The 16,789-nt window shown below is 55.1% G+C and carries 14 protein-coding genes; 1 reads left to right on the top strand and 13 read right to left on the bottom strand.

Features of this window, described 5'->3' with window-relative positions; all coding sequences use genetic code 11:
- Positions 1–70: 70 nt before the first annotated feature.
- The 13 genes from rnr to nnr form a co-directional block, all read right to left on the bottom strand.
- Positions 71–2,518 carry a ribonuclease R gene (gene rnr / locus IAE27_RS13795; protein WP_016809365.1) on the bottom strand — a complete coding sequence of 816 codons (2,448 nt, stop codon included), beginning with the start codon at positions 2,516–2,518 and terminating at the stop codon, positions 71–73.
- Between the two features lie 37 nt (positions 2,519–2,555).
- Positions 2,556–2,981, bottom strand: coding sequence for a nitric oxide-sensing transcriptional repressor NsrR (gene nsrR, locus IAE27_RS13800; protein WP_004097980.1), 426 nt, complete (start codon positions 2,979–2,981; stop codon positions 2,556–2,558).
- A gap of 151 nt (positions 2,982–3,132) precedes the next feature.
- Complete coding sequence (locus tag IAE27_RS13805; RefSeq protein ID WP_004109135.1) at positions 3,133–4,431, bottom strand: adenylosuccinate synthase; 1,299 nt, start codon at positions 4,429–4,431, stop codon at positions 3,133–3,135.
- Positions 4,432–4,533: 102 nt separating this feature from the next.
- Positions 4,534–4,731 carry a DUF2065 domain-containing protein gene (locus IAE27_RS13810; RefSeq protein ID WP_004097978.1) on the bottom strand — a complete coding sequence of 66 codons (198 nt, stop codon included), beginning with the start codon at positions 4,729–4,731 and terminating at the stop codon, positions 4,534–4,536.
- Positions 4,732–5,066: 335 nt separating this feature from the next.
- A complete protein-coding gene (gene hflC, locus IAE27_RS13815; protein WP_004109137.1) occupies positions 5,067–6,071 on the bottom strand; it encodes a protease modulator HflC in 1,005 nt (334 codons plus the stop codon).
- Between the two features lie 2 nt (positions 6,072–6,073).
- Positions 6,074–7,330 (bottom strand): FtsH protease activity modulator HflK, encoded by a 1,257-nt coding sequence (hflK, locus tag IAE27_RS13820; RefSeq protein ID WP_004109140.1) that lies wholly within the window; start codon positions 7,328–7,330, stop codon positions 6,074–6,076.
- A gap of 65 nt (positions 7,331–7,395) precedes the next feature.
- Complete coding sequence (gene hflX, locus IAE27_RS13825) at positions 7,396–8,676, bottom strand: ribosome rescue GTPase HflX (RefSeq protein WP_004109143.1); 1,281 nt, start codon at positions 8,674–8,676, stop codon at positions 7,396–7,398.
- A 75-nt stretch (positions 8,677–8,751) separates the two neighbouring features.
- A complete protein-coding gene (hfq, locus tag IAE27_RS13830; RefSeq protein WP_004097968.1) occupies positions 8,752–9,060 on the bottom strand; it encodes an RNA chaperone Hfq in 309 nt (102 codons plus the stop codon).
- A gap of 89 nt (positions 9,061–9,149) precedes the next feature.
- Positions 9,150–10,100 (bottom strand): tRNA (adenosine(37)-N6)-dimethylallyltransferase MiaA, encoded by a 951-nt coding sequence (miaA, locus tag IAE27_RS13835; RefSeq protein WP_070557053.1) that lies wholly within the window; start codon positions 10,098–10,100, stop codon positions 9,150–9,152.
- Positions 10,093–11,988: a DNA mismatch repair endonuclease MutL gene (mutL, locus tag IAE27_RS13840; RefSeq protein ID WP_017145086.1), complete on the bottom strand. Its 1,896-nt coding sequence runs from the start codon at positions 11,986–11,988 to the stop codon at positions 10,093–10,095. The genes miaA and mutL overlap by 8 nt, the downstream gene beginning before the upstream one ends.
- Before the next feature lie 10 nt (positions 11,989–11,998).
- Positions 11,999–13,336: an N-acetylmuramoyl-L-alanine amidase AmiB gene (gene amiB / locus IAE27_RS13845; RefSeq protein ID WP_154022791.1), complete on the bottom strand. Its 1,338-nt coding sequence runs from the start codon at positions 13,334–13,336 to the stop codon at positions 11,999–12,001.
- Positions 13,337–13,352: 16 nt separating this feature from the next.
- Positions 13,353–13,814: a tRNA (adenosine(37)-N6)-threonylcarbamoyltransferase complex ATPase subunit type 1 TsaE gene (gene tsaE, locus IAE27_RS13850; protein WP_004109155.1), complete on the bottom strand. Its 462-nt coding sequence runs from the start codon at positions 13,812–13,814 to the stop codon at positions 13,353–13,355.
- Entirely contained in the window at positions 13,807–15,318 is a 1,512-nt protein-coding gene (gene nnr, locus IAE27_RS13855) for a bifunctional ADP-dependent NAD(P)H-hydrate dehydratase/NAD(P)H-hydrate epimerase (RefSeq protein ID WP_162556156.1), read from the bottom strand. The genes tsaE and nnr overlap by 8 nt, the downstream gene beginning before the upstream one ends.
- 13 nt (positions 15,319–15,331) lie before the next feature.
- Here nnr and queG point away from each other — a divergent pair, with 13 nt between their 5' ends.
- Positions 15,332–16,471, top strand: coding sequence for a tRNA epoxyqueuosine(34) reductase QueG (gene queG, locus IAE27_RS13860; protein ID WP_004109161.1), 1,140 nt, complete (start codon positions 15,332–15,334; stop codon positions 16,469–16,471).
- Positions 16,472–16,789: the final 318 nt, after the last annotated feature.

Here is a 16,789-nt window from a genome sequence, read left to right on the forward strand (position 1 = left end):
TTCTGTTATCAGTTCCCTTCACCCCGACCACTGCGGAATAACGCAAGAAGCCAGGGTAAAGGAAATCTCATTACTCAGCTATTTTCTTTTTCGCCGCGCGCCTGGCTTTGGTCGCAGCAGCTATCTTTTGGGTTTTCGCCGACGGCTTCTTCGCTTTCTTCTCGCCTTTTGGCTGAGCGGCCTTCGGCTGGGATTGACCTTTCGGTTTACGGAATGCGCTATCCGGCTCGAAGTTTACCTGCTTACCAGCCTGGCGGCGACGTCCGGAAGCTTTACCTGCCGCCCCTTTCTTCGCCTTTTCACGCTCGGTCTTACCGACGTTGCGCGGGGCGCGCTCGCTGGAGATAAGCGAGAAATCAATTTTACGCTCATCCATATTCACCGCTTCAACGCGTACTTCAACGCGATCGCCCAGACGATAGGTTTGACCGCCGGATTCACCGATCAGACGCTGTCCTACCTGGTCGAAACGGTAGTAATCGTTATCAAGGGAAGAGACGTGCACCAGACCATCGATAAATAGTTCATTAAGACGTACGAAGAAACCAAAGCCGGTCACGCTGGCAATCACGCCCTTAAAGACGTTACCGACCTGATCCAACATGAAATCACACTTCAACCAGTCCGAGACATCGCGCGTCGCTTCATCAGCACGGCGCTCGGTCATCGAACAGTGCGCCCCCAGTTGCAGCATCTCATCCATGCTGTAGTGCCAGCCGCCGGTCTCAGTGCTATTACCTTTATGCCCTTGCTCTTTCGCCAGTAAATACTTGATCGCGCGATGCAGCGACAGGTCAGGATAGCGGCGAATCGGCGAAGTAAAGTGAGCGTAAGATTGCAGCGCCAGACCAAAGTGGCCGCGGTTTTCCGGATCGTATACTGCCTGTTTCATCGAGCGCAGCAGCATAGTTTGCAGCATCTCAGCGTCAGGACGGTCGGCGATAGACTCCAGTAATTGCGCATAGTCGCGCGGCTCCGGCTTGTTGCCGCCAGGCAGCTCAAGCCCCAGCTCTGCAAGAACCGAACGGAATGCGGTAATCGCTTCGGTGCTTGGTTTGTCATGGATACGGAACAGCGCCGGCTCCTCGGCCTTCTCAACGAAGCGCGCCGCGGAAATGTTCGCCAGGATCATGCACTCTTCAATCAGCTTGTGCGCGTCGTTACGCTGAGTCTGCTCAATACGTTCAATACGACGTTCAGCATTAAAGATGAATTTAGCTTCTTCACTCTCAAATGAGATACCGCCACGCTCTTCACGCGCGCCGTCCAGCACTTTGTAGAGGTTGTGTAGCTCTTCAATGTGCTTGACCAGCGGCGCGTACTGCTCACGCAGATCCCGATCGCCCTGCAGCATATGCCAGACTTTGGTATAAGTCAGACGGGCATGAGAGCTCATCACCGCTTCGTAGAATTTGAAGCCGGTGAGACGACCCTTAGCCGAAATCGTCATTTCACAAACCATACAGAGTCTGTCGACCTGAGGATTCAGTGAGCACAGGCCGTTAGAGAGCACTTCAGGCAGCATGGGAACGACCTGCGACGGGAAGTAGACCGAGGTGCCGCGACTCCGCGCCTCGCCATCCAGCGGCGTACCAGGACGCACGTAGTAGCTCACATCGGCAATCGCCACCCACAGACGCCAGCCGCCGCCGCGTTTCTTCTCGCAGTATACGGCATCATCAAAGTCACGGGCATCTTCGCCATCAATAGTAACCAACGGCAGATTACGCAAATCCACGCGACCGGCTTTCGCTTCTTCCGGTACCTGCTCTTTCAGGCCAGCAACCTGTTTTTCTACTGCTGGCGGCCAGACGTAGGGGATTTCATGGGTGCGCAGGGCCATATCGACCGCCATGCCGGTACCCATGTTGTCGCCGAGAACCTCAACAATTTTGCCGACCGCTTTGGTGCGCCGGGTTGGACGCTGGGTCAGCTCAACCACCACTACAAAGCCCATCCTCGCGCCCATGATCTCTTCGGGAGGAATCAGGATATCGAAGCTCAAGCGGCTGTCATCAGGCACAACGAAGCCTACGCCTGCTTCGGTAAAGTAGCGGCCCACAATCTGGCTGGTTTTGGGCACCAGCACGCGGACGATACGCGCTTCCCGGCGGCCTTTACGATCGGCGCCTAACGGCTGCGCCAGTACCTGATCGCCGTGAATGCAGGTTTTCATCTGCTCGGACGACAAATAAAGGTCATCTTTACGGCCTTCAACGCGCAGGAAGCCATAACCGTCGCGGTGGCCAATAACGGTCCCCTTTAGCAGATCGAGACGTTCCGGCAGCGCATAGCACTGACGACGCGTAAAGACCAGTTGACCATCGCGTTCCATTGCGCGCAGTCTGCGGCGCAATGCTTCTTGTTGTTCTTCGCCTTCAATATTCAGCTCAATTGCCAGCTCATCTCGGCTGGCCGGTTTTTCACGTTTTGCTAAATGATCGAGGATAAATTCCCGGCTCGGGATTGGATTAGCGTATTTTTCAGATTCGCGGTCCAGGAAAGGATCTTGTGACATGTCGGTTCCTCCGTTGTCATCTCCAGTGAAGTTTACGTCACTCCACCAGTAATAATTTATAAAGCGGTTGATTCTTTTCAACCAAATCGGCCAGCGTGTAGTTATCCAGTTCCTTGAGAAAACTTTGCGCGGCTTCAGCAAGCGCCTGTTTCAGACGACAGGCGGGCGTAATATGGCAAAATTCACTGCTGCAGTTGACTAAAGAGAGCGGCTCCAGATCGCGAACCACATCACCCACGCGAATCATATTTGCCGGTTTCCCCAGACGAATTCCGCCGTTCTTTCCCCGAACCGCCGTCACATAACCCACGCGGCTCAGCTGATTGATTATCTTAACCATATGATTACGGGAAACGCCGTAAACCTCCGTCACTTCGGAGATACTGGTCATTCTTCCATCCGGCAGCGACGCCATATAAATCAGCGCGCGTAGTCCGTAATCAGTGAAACTCGTTAACTGCACAATCAACCTCAGGGAAAAGAAAAACAGAGTGCGTCGGTAGACGTAATTACTATTGATGATAAACCAGCCAGCGCTCAGGCCGCTAATTTATTTAAATGGGGCGGGCGAACAGCAAAAACAAGAGGCGCCTGAACGGCGCCCCTGGAGATAATTATGCGTCGAAAGGATCGCGCAGAATCATCGTCTCGGTACGGTCAGGACCGGTAGAGATAATATCAACCGGTACGCCGGTCAGCTCTTCAATACGGGCGATGTAGTTCAGCGCTGCCTGCGGCAGGCCGCTGCGCTCTTTCACACCGAAGGTGGTTTCAGACCAGCCCGGCATTGTTTCATAAACCGGCTCAATACCTTCCCAGTTGTCGGCCGCCAGCGGAGTGGTGGTCACTTCACGGCCATCCGGCATACGGTAGGCAACGCAGATTTTAACTTCTTTCAGGCCGTCCAGGACGTCAAGCTTAGTCAGGCAGAAACCAGACAGGGAGTTAATCTGCACCGCGCGGCGTACCGCAACGGCATCCAGCCAACCGGTACGACGACGACGGCCGGTGGTGGCGCCAAACTCGTTACCCTGTTTACACAGGAACTCACCGGTTTCATCAAACAGCTCAGTCGGGAACGGGCCTGCGCCTACGCGAGTAGAGTAGGCTTTGATAATACCCAGAACGTAATCAACATAACGCGGGCCCAAACCGGAGCCGGTCGCCACGCCACCTGCGGTGGTGTTGGAAGACGTTACGTACGGATAGGTACCGTGGTCGATATCAAGCAGCGTACCCTGCGCGCCTTCAAACATGACGAAATCGCCACGCTTACGCGCCTGGTCAAGCAGATCGGAAACATCAACCACCATGGAGGTCAGGATGTCGGCAATCGCCATCACGTCATCCAGAACTTTCTGGTAATCAACCGCTTCAGCTTTATAGAAATTCACCAGCTGGAAGTTGTGATATTCCATCACCTCTTTCAGTTTGTCAGCGAAGGTAGCTTTATCAAACAGATCGCCAACGCGCAGACCGCGGCGAGCCACTTTATCTTCGTAAGCCGGGCCGATACCGCGACCGGTCGTACCGATAGCTTTCGCGCCGCGCGCTTTCTCACGCGCAACATCCAGCGCAACATGATATTCGAGGATAAGCGGACAAGCTTCAGAAAGCAGCAGACGCTCGCGAACAGGGATACCACGGTCTTCCAGACCTTTCATCTCTTTCATCAGCGCAGCCGGAGACAGCACCACACCGTTACCGATGATGCTGGTGACATTCTCACGAAGAATTCCTGATGGAATGAGATGGAGGACGGTTTTTTCACCGTTGATTACGAGAGTATGGCCGGCGTTGTGACCGCCCTGATAGCGCACAACATATTTAGCCCGTTCAGTCAGGAGATCGACGATCTTCCCTTTACCTTCGTCACCCCATTGGGTGCCCAGTACGACGACGTTGTTACCCATTTTTCAAAATCACCGTTTGCTTAAAAATGGATTCTACCATCGCTTTTTCAGAGTTACAGCACTTTTTGCACTCAAAAGACGGTAAATTAGTCTACTTTGCGCTCAGCCAATCGTTTTCCTCAACATGTAGTAGATGACGATGCCGGCAACCACAAGTCCCCCGCCAAAGCGGCGTAATAAATTATCCGGTAGCTGGCTCATCGTGGCGACCATACGGCGCCATGCGCGGGGATAAAGCAGCGGTCCAAGCCCTTCAAGTACTAAAACCAGCGCCAGTGCCAACCAGATTGTTGAGTTCATTATTCACCTTTATTTAAATGCAGCCAGTACAGCACCAGTCGCTCACTCGCGTTGAGTTGCACTCACTTCACATTCTCCGCTATTTCATCAATGTTATGAACCGGCTTTATGAAATGAAATACATAACAACTTGTTTTTTCTTAATTTCAATGATCGATTAGCGTACTAACACCAGAAACGAAGATAATGAATTAAGCGCTGGTTTTATAAATGAAGCATTCTCGCAAAACGTAGCATCCGTGGGTTCATTGAATAAAAAACACCGCGGTAATTAATCGCTTTCATCATGTAAAAAAGGCGCCCCGATGGACGCCTTTTTGCATACTCATTGCTTATCAGCGAGTCGCTGCCGCTGGAGATTTCATATAGCGGAAGAAATCACTGTCCGGACTGAGAACCATTACGTCCTGATTGCTCTTGAAGCTGTTCTCGTACGCACGCAGACTACGGATAAAGGCGTAGAATCCTGGATCCTGACTGAATGCATCAGCAAACAGTTTTGCGGATTCCGCATCGCCTTCACCGCGCAGGATACGCCCCTGGCGCTCGGCTTCCGCCAGCGTTTTGGTGACTTCATAGTCCGCAGTTGCGCGCAGTTTTTCAGCTTCTTCCTGGCCCTGTGAGCGATGGCGACGAGCTACCGCTTCACGCTCAGCGCGCATACGGTTGTAGATCGCTTCAGACACTTCAGCAGGCAGGTTGATCTGCTTAATACGAACGTCGACGACTTCAATACCCAGCGCCGCCATACTGTTCGGGTTGATCACCTGAACCTTACCGTTCGTTTCTGCTTCAACTCGCTCCGCCGCTTTGGCAATTGCATCATCGGCAGCCGGCGTACTGACTTCATCTTCTGTGCCCGCAGAACCTGAGTTCAGGGCATCGCGCACTTCCAGGGTCAAACGACCGCGGGAGTCGGTCACGATGTCTTTCACATCCAGACGACCAATTTCAGAACGCAGACGGTCGGAGAATTTACGCTTCAACAGTACTTCGGCCTGGGAGACGTCACCGCCGCCGGTAGCCAGGTAGTAACGGCTAAAGTCGCTGATGCGCCACTTGATATAAGAGTCAACGATCAGGTCCTTTTTCTCTTTGGTAACAAAGCGGTCGGCCTGATTGTCCATCGTCTGAATACGCGCATCGAGCATCTTCACAGATTCAATAAATGGAATCTTGAAGTGAAGGCCAGGCGCATACACCAGCGGTTTGTTTTCATCGTCGCGCAGAACTTTACCAAAACGCAGCGTGATACCGCGCTCGCCCTCTTTGACAACAAAGATGGACATATAGAGCACCACCAGCACGATGACAATTATCGCGATAACAGATTTACGCATCGTTATTCCCCCTGACGCTGGTAGTCGTTACGCTGCGCGTTGGCGCGGCGTTGGTCCATAATGGTGCCTCCCGTAGAGGTAGAAGCGTTACTGGCGCTGCTTGAGCTGGATGCAGGCGGCAGACGCAGCAGATCGCTTGCGCCACTGCTATCACTCTTTGCCGCTGGCGCGCCAGCGCCTTTCAGCATCTGATCCAGAGGCAGAACCATCAGGTTGCTCCCCTTATCGTTAACCAGCACTTTGCGAGTATGGCTCAGCACTTTTTCCATGGTTTCGATATACAGACGCTCGCGGGTGATTTCCGGAGCCGCTTTATACTCAGGCAGAATTTTTGCAAAGCGAGCCACTTCACCCTGCGCTTCAAGAACGGTCTGGGTCTTGTACGCACGAGCCTCTTCAAGGATACGCTGCGCCTGACCGTTAGCCCGTGGCTGAACTTCGTTGGTGTAAGCTTCCGCTTCACGAATGTACTGCTGTTCGTTTTCACGTGCGGCAATCGCATCATCAAATGCGGCTTTCACTTCCTCCGGCGGACGCGCCGTCTGGAAGTTGACGTCCAGCAGGGTGATACCCATGTTATACGGACGAATCGTCTCTTCCAGCTCACGCTGGGTATCGCTACGAATGACGGTACGCCCTTCGGTCAGGATACGGTCCATCGTGTATTTACCAATAACGCCACGCAGCGCGCTGTCGGTTGCCTGACGCAGGCTGTCGTCAGCGCTGGTCACGCTAAACAGATAGCGTTCCGGGTCGGTCACGCGGTACTGTACGTTCATCTCAACGCGCACGACGTTTTCGTCTGACGTCAGCATGACGCCAGAGGCCGCCAGTTCGCGCACCGACTCAACGTTAACCGCCTGAACGTTATCAATGAAGGTGGGTTTCCAGTTAAGGCCAGGCTCAACCAGATGGCTAAATTTACCAAAGCGAGTGACGACGCCACGTTCAGCTTCTTTAATGGTATAGAAACCGCTGGCTGCCCAGATAATAACCGCAGCGGCGGCAACGATGCCGACGATACGTCCGCCCATAGGCCCGCGTGGTCCCTGTGAGCCGCTACCGCCGCCCAGTCCACCTTTCCCGCCGCCCAGGCCGCCAAGTTTTTTACTTAGCTTACGGAAGATATCATCCAGATCGGGAGGTCCCTGCTCGCGACCACCTTTGTTGCCATTTCCCCCAGAGTTGCCGCCTTGGTTATTGCTGCTTCCCCACGGGTCGCGGTCCTGTCCGTTATTACCGGGCTGATTCCACGCCATGTATATGCTCCATATTTGTTTTTGATATCCCCACAGGGGTTAATATCTTCAGGCAAGCTGCAAGGTCAAATCACGTATTCAACCAGCGCTGGCTCTTGTTTACAGAGGCGACGCCAGTCAACGATCGGCATGCGCACCTGCAGACCAACGCTACCGTCATCCTCCATCCACTCTTTCTCTATCGCCTGAAGCTGATAGAATCGGCTTCTCAAACGGCCTTCCTGCGGCGGCAGGCGCAGCGTATGCTGAGCCACTTCACCAGAGAGCCGTTCCGTCAAAGCCTGAAAAAGCAGCGGTACGCCAACCCCGGTCTGGGCGGAAAGCCAGACCCGAATCGGTTTGTTTTCTTCATCCCGATCGATACGCGGCTCAAAATCATCCAGCATGTCGATTTTATTCATGACCAGCAGCGCCGGGATCTCATCGGCCTCGATTTCCGCGAGTACCGTATTTACTGCGTCAATATTTTCCTGCACGCGAACATCCGCCGCATCAATGACATGCAGCAGCAGCGTCGCCTGGCGCGTCTCCTGGAGAGTCGCTTTAAACGCGGCCACCAGATCGTGCGGCAGATGACGAATGAAACCTACGGTATCCGCCAGCACGGTTTCGCCAACATCAGGGACATCGATGCGGCGCAGCGTCGGATCCAGAGTGGCGAACAGCTGGTTCGCTGCATAGACCTCAGCTTCAGTTATCTGATTGAACAGCGTGGATTTACCGGCGTTGGTATAACCGACCAACGACACGGTGGGAATATCGGCTTTGGCCCGTGACCGCCGTCCTTGCTCGCGCTGTTTTTCAACTTTTTCCAGTCGCGACAGGATCTGCATAATACGGTTACGCAGCAATCGGCGGTCAGTTTCGAGCTGGGTTTCACCCGGGCCGCGCAAACCAATCCCGCCTTTCTGTCTTTCAAGGTGGGTCCAGCCGCGAACGAGGCGAGTCGCCATGTGGCGCAGCTGCGCCAGCTCAACCTGCAGTTTCCCTTCGTGGGTACGCGCTCGTTGGGCAAAAATATCTAAAATCAGGCCGGTGCGATCGATAACCCGACATTCGCATAAGCGTTCGAGATTTCGTTCCTGCGCCGGACTCAGGGCATGATCGAAGAGCACGACCGATGCACCGGTCGCTTTTACGGCTTCCGCAATTTCGACAGCTTTACCTTCACCAACAAAATACTTCGGGTGCGGTGCTTTACGGCTACCGGTAATCACCTGCATTGCTTCGACACCGGCGGAAGAGGCCAGAGTTTCAAACTCCTGGAGATCTTCCATATCTTTGTCTTGCGAAAAATAGATGTGTACCAGTACCGCCTGCTCACCGGCATCATAACGGTCAAACAAGCGTAAACCCCTTATAAAATACCAGCGGGGAACGCAGAAAACCTGGCTCCCCGACGTGGAAAAACAGCATCTGCCTTATTCGGCGTCTTCGCTGTCTTGCTGCGGTGCAGAAGAACCCTGCGCACCACCACCGTGGTGATAGTTGTTAGTACCGCCGCCAGCATTGTTGCTGTGGTGTGACACCGGGCGAGACGGGACAACGGTAGAAATTGCGTGCTTATAGACCATCTGGCTGACCGTGTTTTTCAACAGGATCACGAACTGATCGAAAGACTCAATTTGCCCTTGCAGCTTAATACCATTCACCAAATAAATAGAAACCGGAACACGTTCCCGACGCAAAGCGTTCAGGAACGGATCTTGTAAAGATTGCCCCTTAGCCATTCTCTCTTTTCCTTATATGTATGCTTGTTTTGTACTCAGAACCTTACGATTCTTAAAAATTACGCACGATACCGTTCAATTGTACACGTTCAGTCCAGGCTAGCACCAACAACCTGTAATACTTTGTTGAACGCTTGTTCAGGTTGTTCACTGTCTAACCAGTGAATACCTTCCCAACCGCGCAGCCAGGTAACCTGACGTTTAGCTAACTGTCTCGTGGCGCAAACACCTCGATAAACCATTTCATCATACGGGATCTCGCCATTAAGGTAAGACCACATCTGGCGATATCCGACACAACGAATGGAAGGCATATCCGTATGCAAATCTCCCCGGGCAAAAAGCGCCCGCACTTCTGCTTCAAAACCTGAAGCCAACATCTGATGAAAACGCTGTTCTATGCGCTGATGGAGCAGTTCACGGCTCGCCGGGGCGATGGCGAACTGGTGCACCTTGTACGGCAGAGCATCACCTGACGTTTGCGTCAGCTCCGTTAAAGTTTTACCCGAAATGAAAAAAACTTCCAGTGCTCGGGAAAGTCTTTGCGGATCATTTGGATGAATACGCGCTGCGGCAACGGGATCTATTTCCTGTAGCTGCTGGTGTAACGCGTTCCATCCCTGCTCTGCGGCCTGTTGCTCAATCCGCGCTCTGACCTGCGGATCTGCCGAAGGCAAAGGCGACAATCCTTCCAGCAACGCTTTGAAATACAACATTGTTCCGCCAACCAGTAGCGGAATACGCCCGGCCGCAACGATATCAGCCATCTCTGCCAGCGCATCGCGACGGAAATCCGCCGCGGAATAAGCCTCGGCCGGGTCCAGAATATCCAGCAGGCGATGCGGCGCAGCGCTCAGCTCCGCGGCATCGGGCTTGGCCGTACCGATATCCATCCCTCGATAGATTAGGGCTGAATCAACGCTAATCAACTCTACTGGCAAAACTTTACGCAGGGCGATAGCCAATGCGGTTTTACCAGAGGCCGTCGGGCCCATTAAAAATATTGCCTTAGGCAGGCTTGCCTCGGTTACATTACTCATCTTTCAGGGCATTCATCGCCGAATGTAAATCAACAGGTTGTAACAGGCCACCCGGCGGCGCTTTAACCAGCTGCGGACATAAACGCTCGATATCCGCCAGGACGGCAATCGCCTGCGCCATATTCCACTGCGCATGTTCGCTCGCCAGATTACGCGCTATCCACTGAGCAATATTGTCGGCGTCGCATGTTTTTTGCTGCGCCAGGTAGCCTATCAGTTCAGGAATCAAGATTTGTAAATTTTGTTGTCTTAAGGGTAAAGGCACTGCGCGGATCGTCACGTAGTGCGCATCGGACTGCAGTTCAATACCGACTTCTGCCAGCGCCGACTGCGCCTGCTCAAGCGCGTCCTTTTCTGCCCCGGACACTTTTATCCGCAGCGGGATAAGCAGCGGCTGGGCACAGACTGCCTCCGCGCCCGGCGTTAGCTGCGCCTGGCGTAGCCAGCGCTCGGCAACCGGCAGGGCCAGCAGCGCAAGCTTGCCATCGCGCTCCAGCAGCGCACAGTCGTTATCGACGATCGTCAGCACGCGGCCAAAACTTTGGCTATGGCCTGCCAGGCCTTCCGCTACCGGCGCAGGAGATTTTGGTTTTCGCTCCGCGGCCGGAGTATCCAGCAGTTGGCGATAGAGCGCCCCCTGCTGTTTTTGATAACCTGGCTGCGCATGCGGCCAGCCGGCTCCGCCAGATGACCCCGTGGCAGCGGATTCTCGCGAGCCGCCGGTGCTGGTATTAAAGCGCGGCGCGACGGGCTCGTCACGATAACGGGGAGCGGCGGTTTCACGCGCGACGGCGGGCTGGGCAAAATGATTGCCGCCTGCCGCAATGCGGTTTTCAGGTACCTGACGCGACGCGGGTTCTGCGCCCTCTTCTGCCAGAGGAGCGTTCAGCTGCTGCTGCAGAACGCTTAGCACGCCTTGATAGATAAAATCGTGCACCAGGCGCGACTGATGAAAACGCACCTCATGCTTGGCCGGGTGCACGTTCACATCCACCTGATGCGGATCTATCTTCAGGTACAGCACAAAAGCGGGCTGCTGATCGGCGCCCAATTTGTCTTCGCAGGCCTGACGGATCGCGTGATTAATCAGGCGATCGCGCATCATCCGTCCGTTGACATAGCAATACTGAATCTCCGCCAGCGTCGGATTGGTATGCAGAGGATCGGCCACCCAGCCGCTGAGGGTCAGGTCGCCGTGCTGCCACTCGATAGCCAGAGCATGTTCGAGAAACGGCAAACCGCAGATTGCGCCCAGACGCCGTTCGCGCTGGCCATCCTGCGATACCGCCCGGTACTGGCGCACGGCCTTTCCGTTGTGGCTGAGGTTAATGGTCACGTCAAAGCGCGCCAGCGCGATGCGCCGTACGATCTCGTCGATATGGCCAAACTCGGTTTTCTCAGTGCGCATAAACTTGCGCCGGGCGGGGGTGTTATAAAACAGATCCAGTACTTCCAGCGTCGTACCCACCGGGTGGGCCGCCGGCTTCACGGTTACTGCCTGATCGCGTCCTTCGGCATAGGCCTGCCAGGCCTCCTGCTGATCCTCGGTACGCGAGGTCAACGTCAGGCGAGCGACTGAGCTGATACTGGCCAGGGCTTCGCCGCGAAAACCGAGGCTAATTATCGCTTCAAGATCATCAAGCGAAGCAATTTTACTGGTGGCGTGGCGAGCCAGCGCCAGCGCCAGCTCGTCTTTTTTAATGCCGCAGCCGTTATCGCGGATGCGGATTAACTTCGCGCCGCCGCGCTCAATATCAATATCGATGCGCGTCGCCCCGGCATCGAGGCTATTTTCCACCAGCTCTTTAACCACCGACGCCGGTCGTTCCACCACTTCACCTGCGGCAATCTGGTTGGCGAGCTGCGGCGGTAGAACCTGAATCGGCATGGCCGTCTCCTTAATTTAACAGCGTCCCATCTGACGAACCTGCGCTGGCAGTCTGCGCGGCTGCCCCGCGCGGCGCGGATTGTAGAGGATGTTGCATAAAGTAGTTACGCAGACCGTTATAAATGGCCTCTGCGACCTGCTGTTGATAAGCATCGCTCCCCAGCAGCCGCTCTTCGCCGTTATTACTGATAAACCCCGTTTCCACCAGGATTGACGGGATATCCGGCGAGCGCAGTACGCCGAGGCTGGCATGTTCAGGACGACGCTTATGTAAATCGCCGATCCGCTGCAGCTGGCTCAGCACGTTAGTCGCCACATCATACCCGACGCGCTGGGAATGGCCGAACTGTAAATCCAGCACCGCCTGGCTCAGGTAAGGGTCCGACTGGCTGTTGGCCAACACATCGCCTGCACCGCCCAGCAGTTCGGATTGTTTCTCATGTTGCTCGAGCCAGCCGGCCATTTCGCTGTTCGCGCGACGGTTGGAAAGCACCCAAACCGATGCTCCGGTAGCATCGCGATTCGGTGCAGCGTCGGCGTGAATCGAGACAAGGAAATTGGCGTTTTGCTTACGCGCGACGTCAGAACGCCCCATAACTGAAATGAAATAATCGCCGTCGCGCGTCAGCACGGGTTTGAACTGAGGATCGGCATTCAGCAGCGCGCGGAGCTTACGCGCAATAGCAATGGTCACATTCTTCTCTTTAGTGCCGTTCGGACCAATCGCTCCCGGATCCTGGCCACCGTGACCGGCATCAATGGCGATAATCACTTTATCGTCGGTAGAAACGGTACGTGCCGCAGGACGCGTTACGCTGGTCGTACTGGTCACCGCAGTCAGGCGGTCGTTATCGGCTTTAAACGGGTTGCGCGCCGGCTCGCTCGGACGCACGGGCTGCGCCACGGGCCGTTCTGCCTGTTTCACCACGACACGCGGTGGCGGAGGCGGAGGCGGAGGCGGTTCATCGGCATTAATCGTAAACACCACGGTATAGTTAGAACCGTTCTGCTGTTTCACCGCGCGCGTTTTGCCGTCGGCGGTTAAATCCACCAACAGACGCAGCGACTGGGTATCCTGCGGCGCTCCGGAACGAATGCTTTTTACCAGATTATTGCCGCTAAACTGCAGCGGCAAGCCCTGGAGTACGCCGCTCTGTTTGATATCCAGCGCGACGGTGCGTTTGCCCTGCGGGCTAAACGAATATTCAGGGTCGCCGATAAAACTTATGGTAATACGGGCCTGCCGATCGCCATTTGAGACCTGGATATCGGATAAACTTGCCGCTGTGGCCTGAATGCTGAACAGCATCAGTGCGGCGGTCAGCCAACTGGTTAAGCGATACATCATCCCGTCGTCCTTCAGGCTAATTAGCCAAACGCGCCAATAAAGACTCACCCAATGAGGAGACCGCAGTTACGCGCGCCTCACGCCCTTGAGCCTGATATTCAAGGTGAATTTCAACATCCGGTTCCGGCAGTACGCCTGTACCCTGCTGCGGCCATTCCACCAGGCAGATGGCGTCGTCGGTAAAATAATCGCGGATCCCCATAAACTCGAGCTCTTCAGGGTCCGCCAGGCGATAGAGATCGAAGTGATAGACCATCAACTTATCGAGACTATAAGGCTCGACAAGGGTATAGGTCGGGCTTTTAACGTTGCCGCGGTGACCGAGAGCCTGAAGGAAACCGCGGCTAAAGGTCGTCTTACCCGCCCCTAAATCGCCGTACAAATAGATGACCGTCGCGCCAGTGCATGCCTGCGCTACGCGGTTGCCAAGGCTGAGAGTTGCCTGCTCGTCGGGTAAAGGAATCACTCGATTAATCATGGTCTACGTCAATCACATCCGGGTTAACAACACGCCTGAGCGTGGAAAAAAGATCGGTCGCCAGCATGCCGCGGGTGCCGTATCTGGCCGCCAGACGATCGGCGGCTTCGCCATGAGCAACGCATCCGGCGCAGGCGGCATCATACGGCGTCAGCTGCTGGCCTAACAACGCAGCAATAATGCCGGTCAGGACATCGCCCATTCCGCCGCTGGCCATTCCGGCGTTGCCGGCATCGATAATACCCGTCTCGCCAGCGTCACTCGCCACGATCGTACCTGCGCCTTTCAGCACTACGACGCCGCCATAACGTTTTACCAGACGTTGTGCAGAATGTAAGCGATCGCTTTCAATTTCTGCCGCACTCACGTTCAGCAGACGAGCGGCTTCGCCGGGATGCGGCGTCAGCACGCGATTGTGACGTTTATCGGGATTGATTGCCAGCAGGTTCAGCGCATCCGCATCCCAGACCATCGGTTTGCGAAAATTCTCCACCTGGCGCAGCGCATTTTTACCCCACTCGCCCTGCCCCAGACCCGGCCCAATCGCGACGACATCCGCCCATTGCAGGCTCTCTTCGAGAGAGCGGGAGGTCAGCTCATGGACCATCAGTTCAGGCCTGGCGGTCAGAATGGGCGCAATGTTGTCCCGGTGAGTCAGGACTCGCACCAAGCCGGCGCCCGCGCGCAGAGCCGCCTCGCCGCTCATGCGGATGGCTCCAGCCGTACCCGGTTCGCCGCCGATAATGACCAGCTTCCCGTGGTCGCCTTTGTGCGACGTTGGGCGTCTGGGCGGTAGCCAGTCGGCAAGCTGCGAGGCATCGAAGCGACTAAGCGCCGTCGTCTGGCCTGCCAGCCACCCCTCAAGTCCCAGGGCGTGGTGATGCAAGCGGCCAACGACATCGCGAGCCTTGCCGGTCAGCAATCCGGGCTTAAGCGCGATAAAGGTGATGGTATGAGCGGCCTGGATAACCGCACCCGGCGTGGTCCCCGTCTGCGCATTCAGGCCTGAGGGGATATCCAGCGCCACAACCGGCGCCGGATGGGCATTAACGCGCGCGATGAGCTCCGCAACGTTTTCCCGTGGAGCGCTCTGTAATCCGGTCCCGAGCAGCCCGTCAATAATTAGCGTGATATCTTCTGGCCAGGCGATGTCGGCGGCATGAATCGTACCGCCGGCGTTGAGCCACTCTTCACGCGCGGTACTGGCCTCTTCCGGCAGCGGCTTCTCGCTATCCAGCGCCACCAGCGTGACCTGAATACCTCGCGACTGCGCCAGGCGAGCCAACACGTAGCCGTCGCCGCCGTTATTGCCGTGACCGCAGAGAATCAGCCAGCACCGGTTTTCAGGATAGTACTCGTAAGCCCGTTCAAAAGCCGCTTCGCCCGCACGACGCATCAGCTCGTATAACGTCAGCCCGAGGGCATCCGCCGCCTCTTTTTCCGCCCGCCGTAACGCATCCGCCGACCAGATGATATGTGGTATACTGTCGGCGTTTTTCGTCATCGTATGGTCCATCATGTCACAGCCCCTCGATCTCAATCAGTTAGCGCAGCAAATCAAACAATGGGGCACAGAGCTGGGGTTCCAGCAGGTCGGTATTACCGATACCGATCTCAGCGCCAGCGAACCTAAACTGCAGGCGTGGCTGGATAAACAATACCATGGCGAAATGGAGTGGATGGCGCGTCATGGCATGATGCGCGCGCGACCTCATGAACTCCAGCCCGGTACGCTCCGCGTGATTAGCGTCAGGATGAACTATCTTCCCGCTAATGCCGCTTTCGCCCGAACCCTGAAAGATCCCGCGTTGGGTTACGTTAGCCGTTATGCCCTTGGACGGGACTATCACAAGCTGTTACGTAATCGCCTGAAAAAATTAGGTGAGATGATTCAGGGGCAGTGTGCTTCGCTCAATTTTAGACCTTTTGTCGATTCCGCGCCGATTCTTGAACGCCCTTTAGCCGAAAAAGCGGGGCTGGGATGGACAGGTAAGCACTCACTCATCCTTAGCCGCGATGCCGGCTCGTTCTTTTTCCTCGGCGAATTGCTTATCGATCTCCCTCTTCCCGTCGACCAGCCCGTTGAAGAAGAGTGCGGACGCTGCGTTGCCTGCATGACCATCTGCCCAACCGGCGCCATCGTCGAGCCCTATACCGTTGATGCCCGGCGCTGTATCTCCTATCTGACTATCGAACTGGAAGGCGCTATTCCGGAAGAATTTCGTCCGCTGATCGGTAACCGCATATACGGCTGTGATGACTGCCAGCTGATTTGCCCGTGGAACCGCTTCGCGCAATTAACCGATGAAGATGATTTCAGCCCGCGTCAGGCGCTGCATGCCCCGGCGCTGGTAGAACTGTTCGCCTGGAGCGAGCCCTGGTTTTTAAAAGTGACGGAAGGATCGGCCATTCGCCGTATTGGTCATCTGCGCTGGCTGCGTAATATCGCCGTTGCGTTGGGCAATGCGCCCTGGAATGAAGCGAACCTGCAGGCGCTGGAAAGCCGCCGGGGTGAGCACCCACTTCTCGACGAACATATCGAATGGGCGATTGCGCAGCAAATTGCAAAAAGAAATGCCAATGTGATTGAGGTGCAACTACCGAAAAAGCTACGGCTGGTCAGGGTGGTTGAAAAAGGGTTACCGCGCGACGCCTGATTCATTCACAGGGTGTGAATAAAAATAAAAACACATTGCGTTTCAACATGCAGACGTTCGTCAAGCGATCGAGTTAACACTTTGAAATGAAATTTTCTTATTACATTTCAACAATATAGATAAATACTATTTACATAGTGAAGTATTTTTCGGGATTAAGGCAAAAGATTAACCTGTGGATAAGTCTGTTCACAGTATTTTCTGGACAGGACGAAAATCATCCCCGGCGCGTGATTGCGCTGTGGATAAATCAGGTATAAGAAGAAATTTGGAGCGGGAAACGAGACTCGAACTCGCGACCCCGACCTTGGCAAGGTC

Source organism: Klebsiella sp. S69 (assembly GCF_016516145.1).
GTDB lineage: Bacteria > Pseudomonadota > Gammaproteobacteria > Enterobacterales > Enterobacteriaceae > Klebsiella > Klebsiella oxytoca.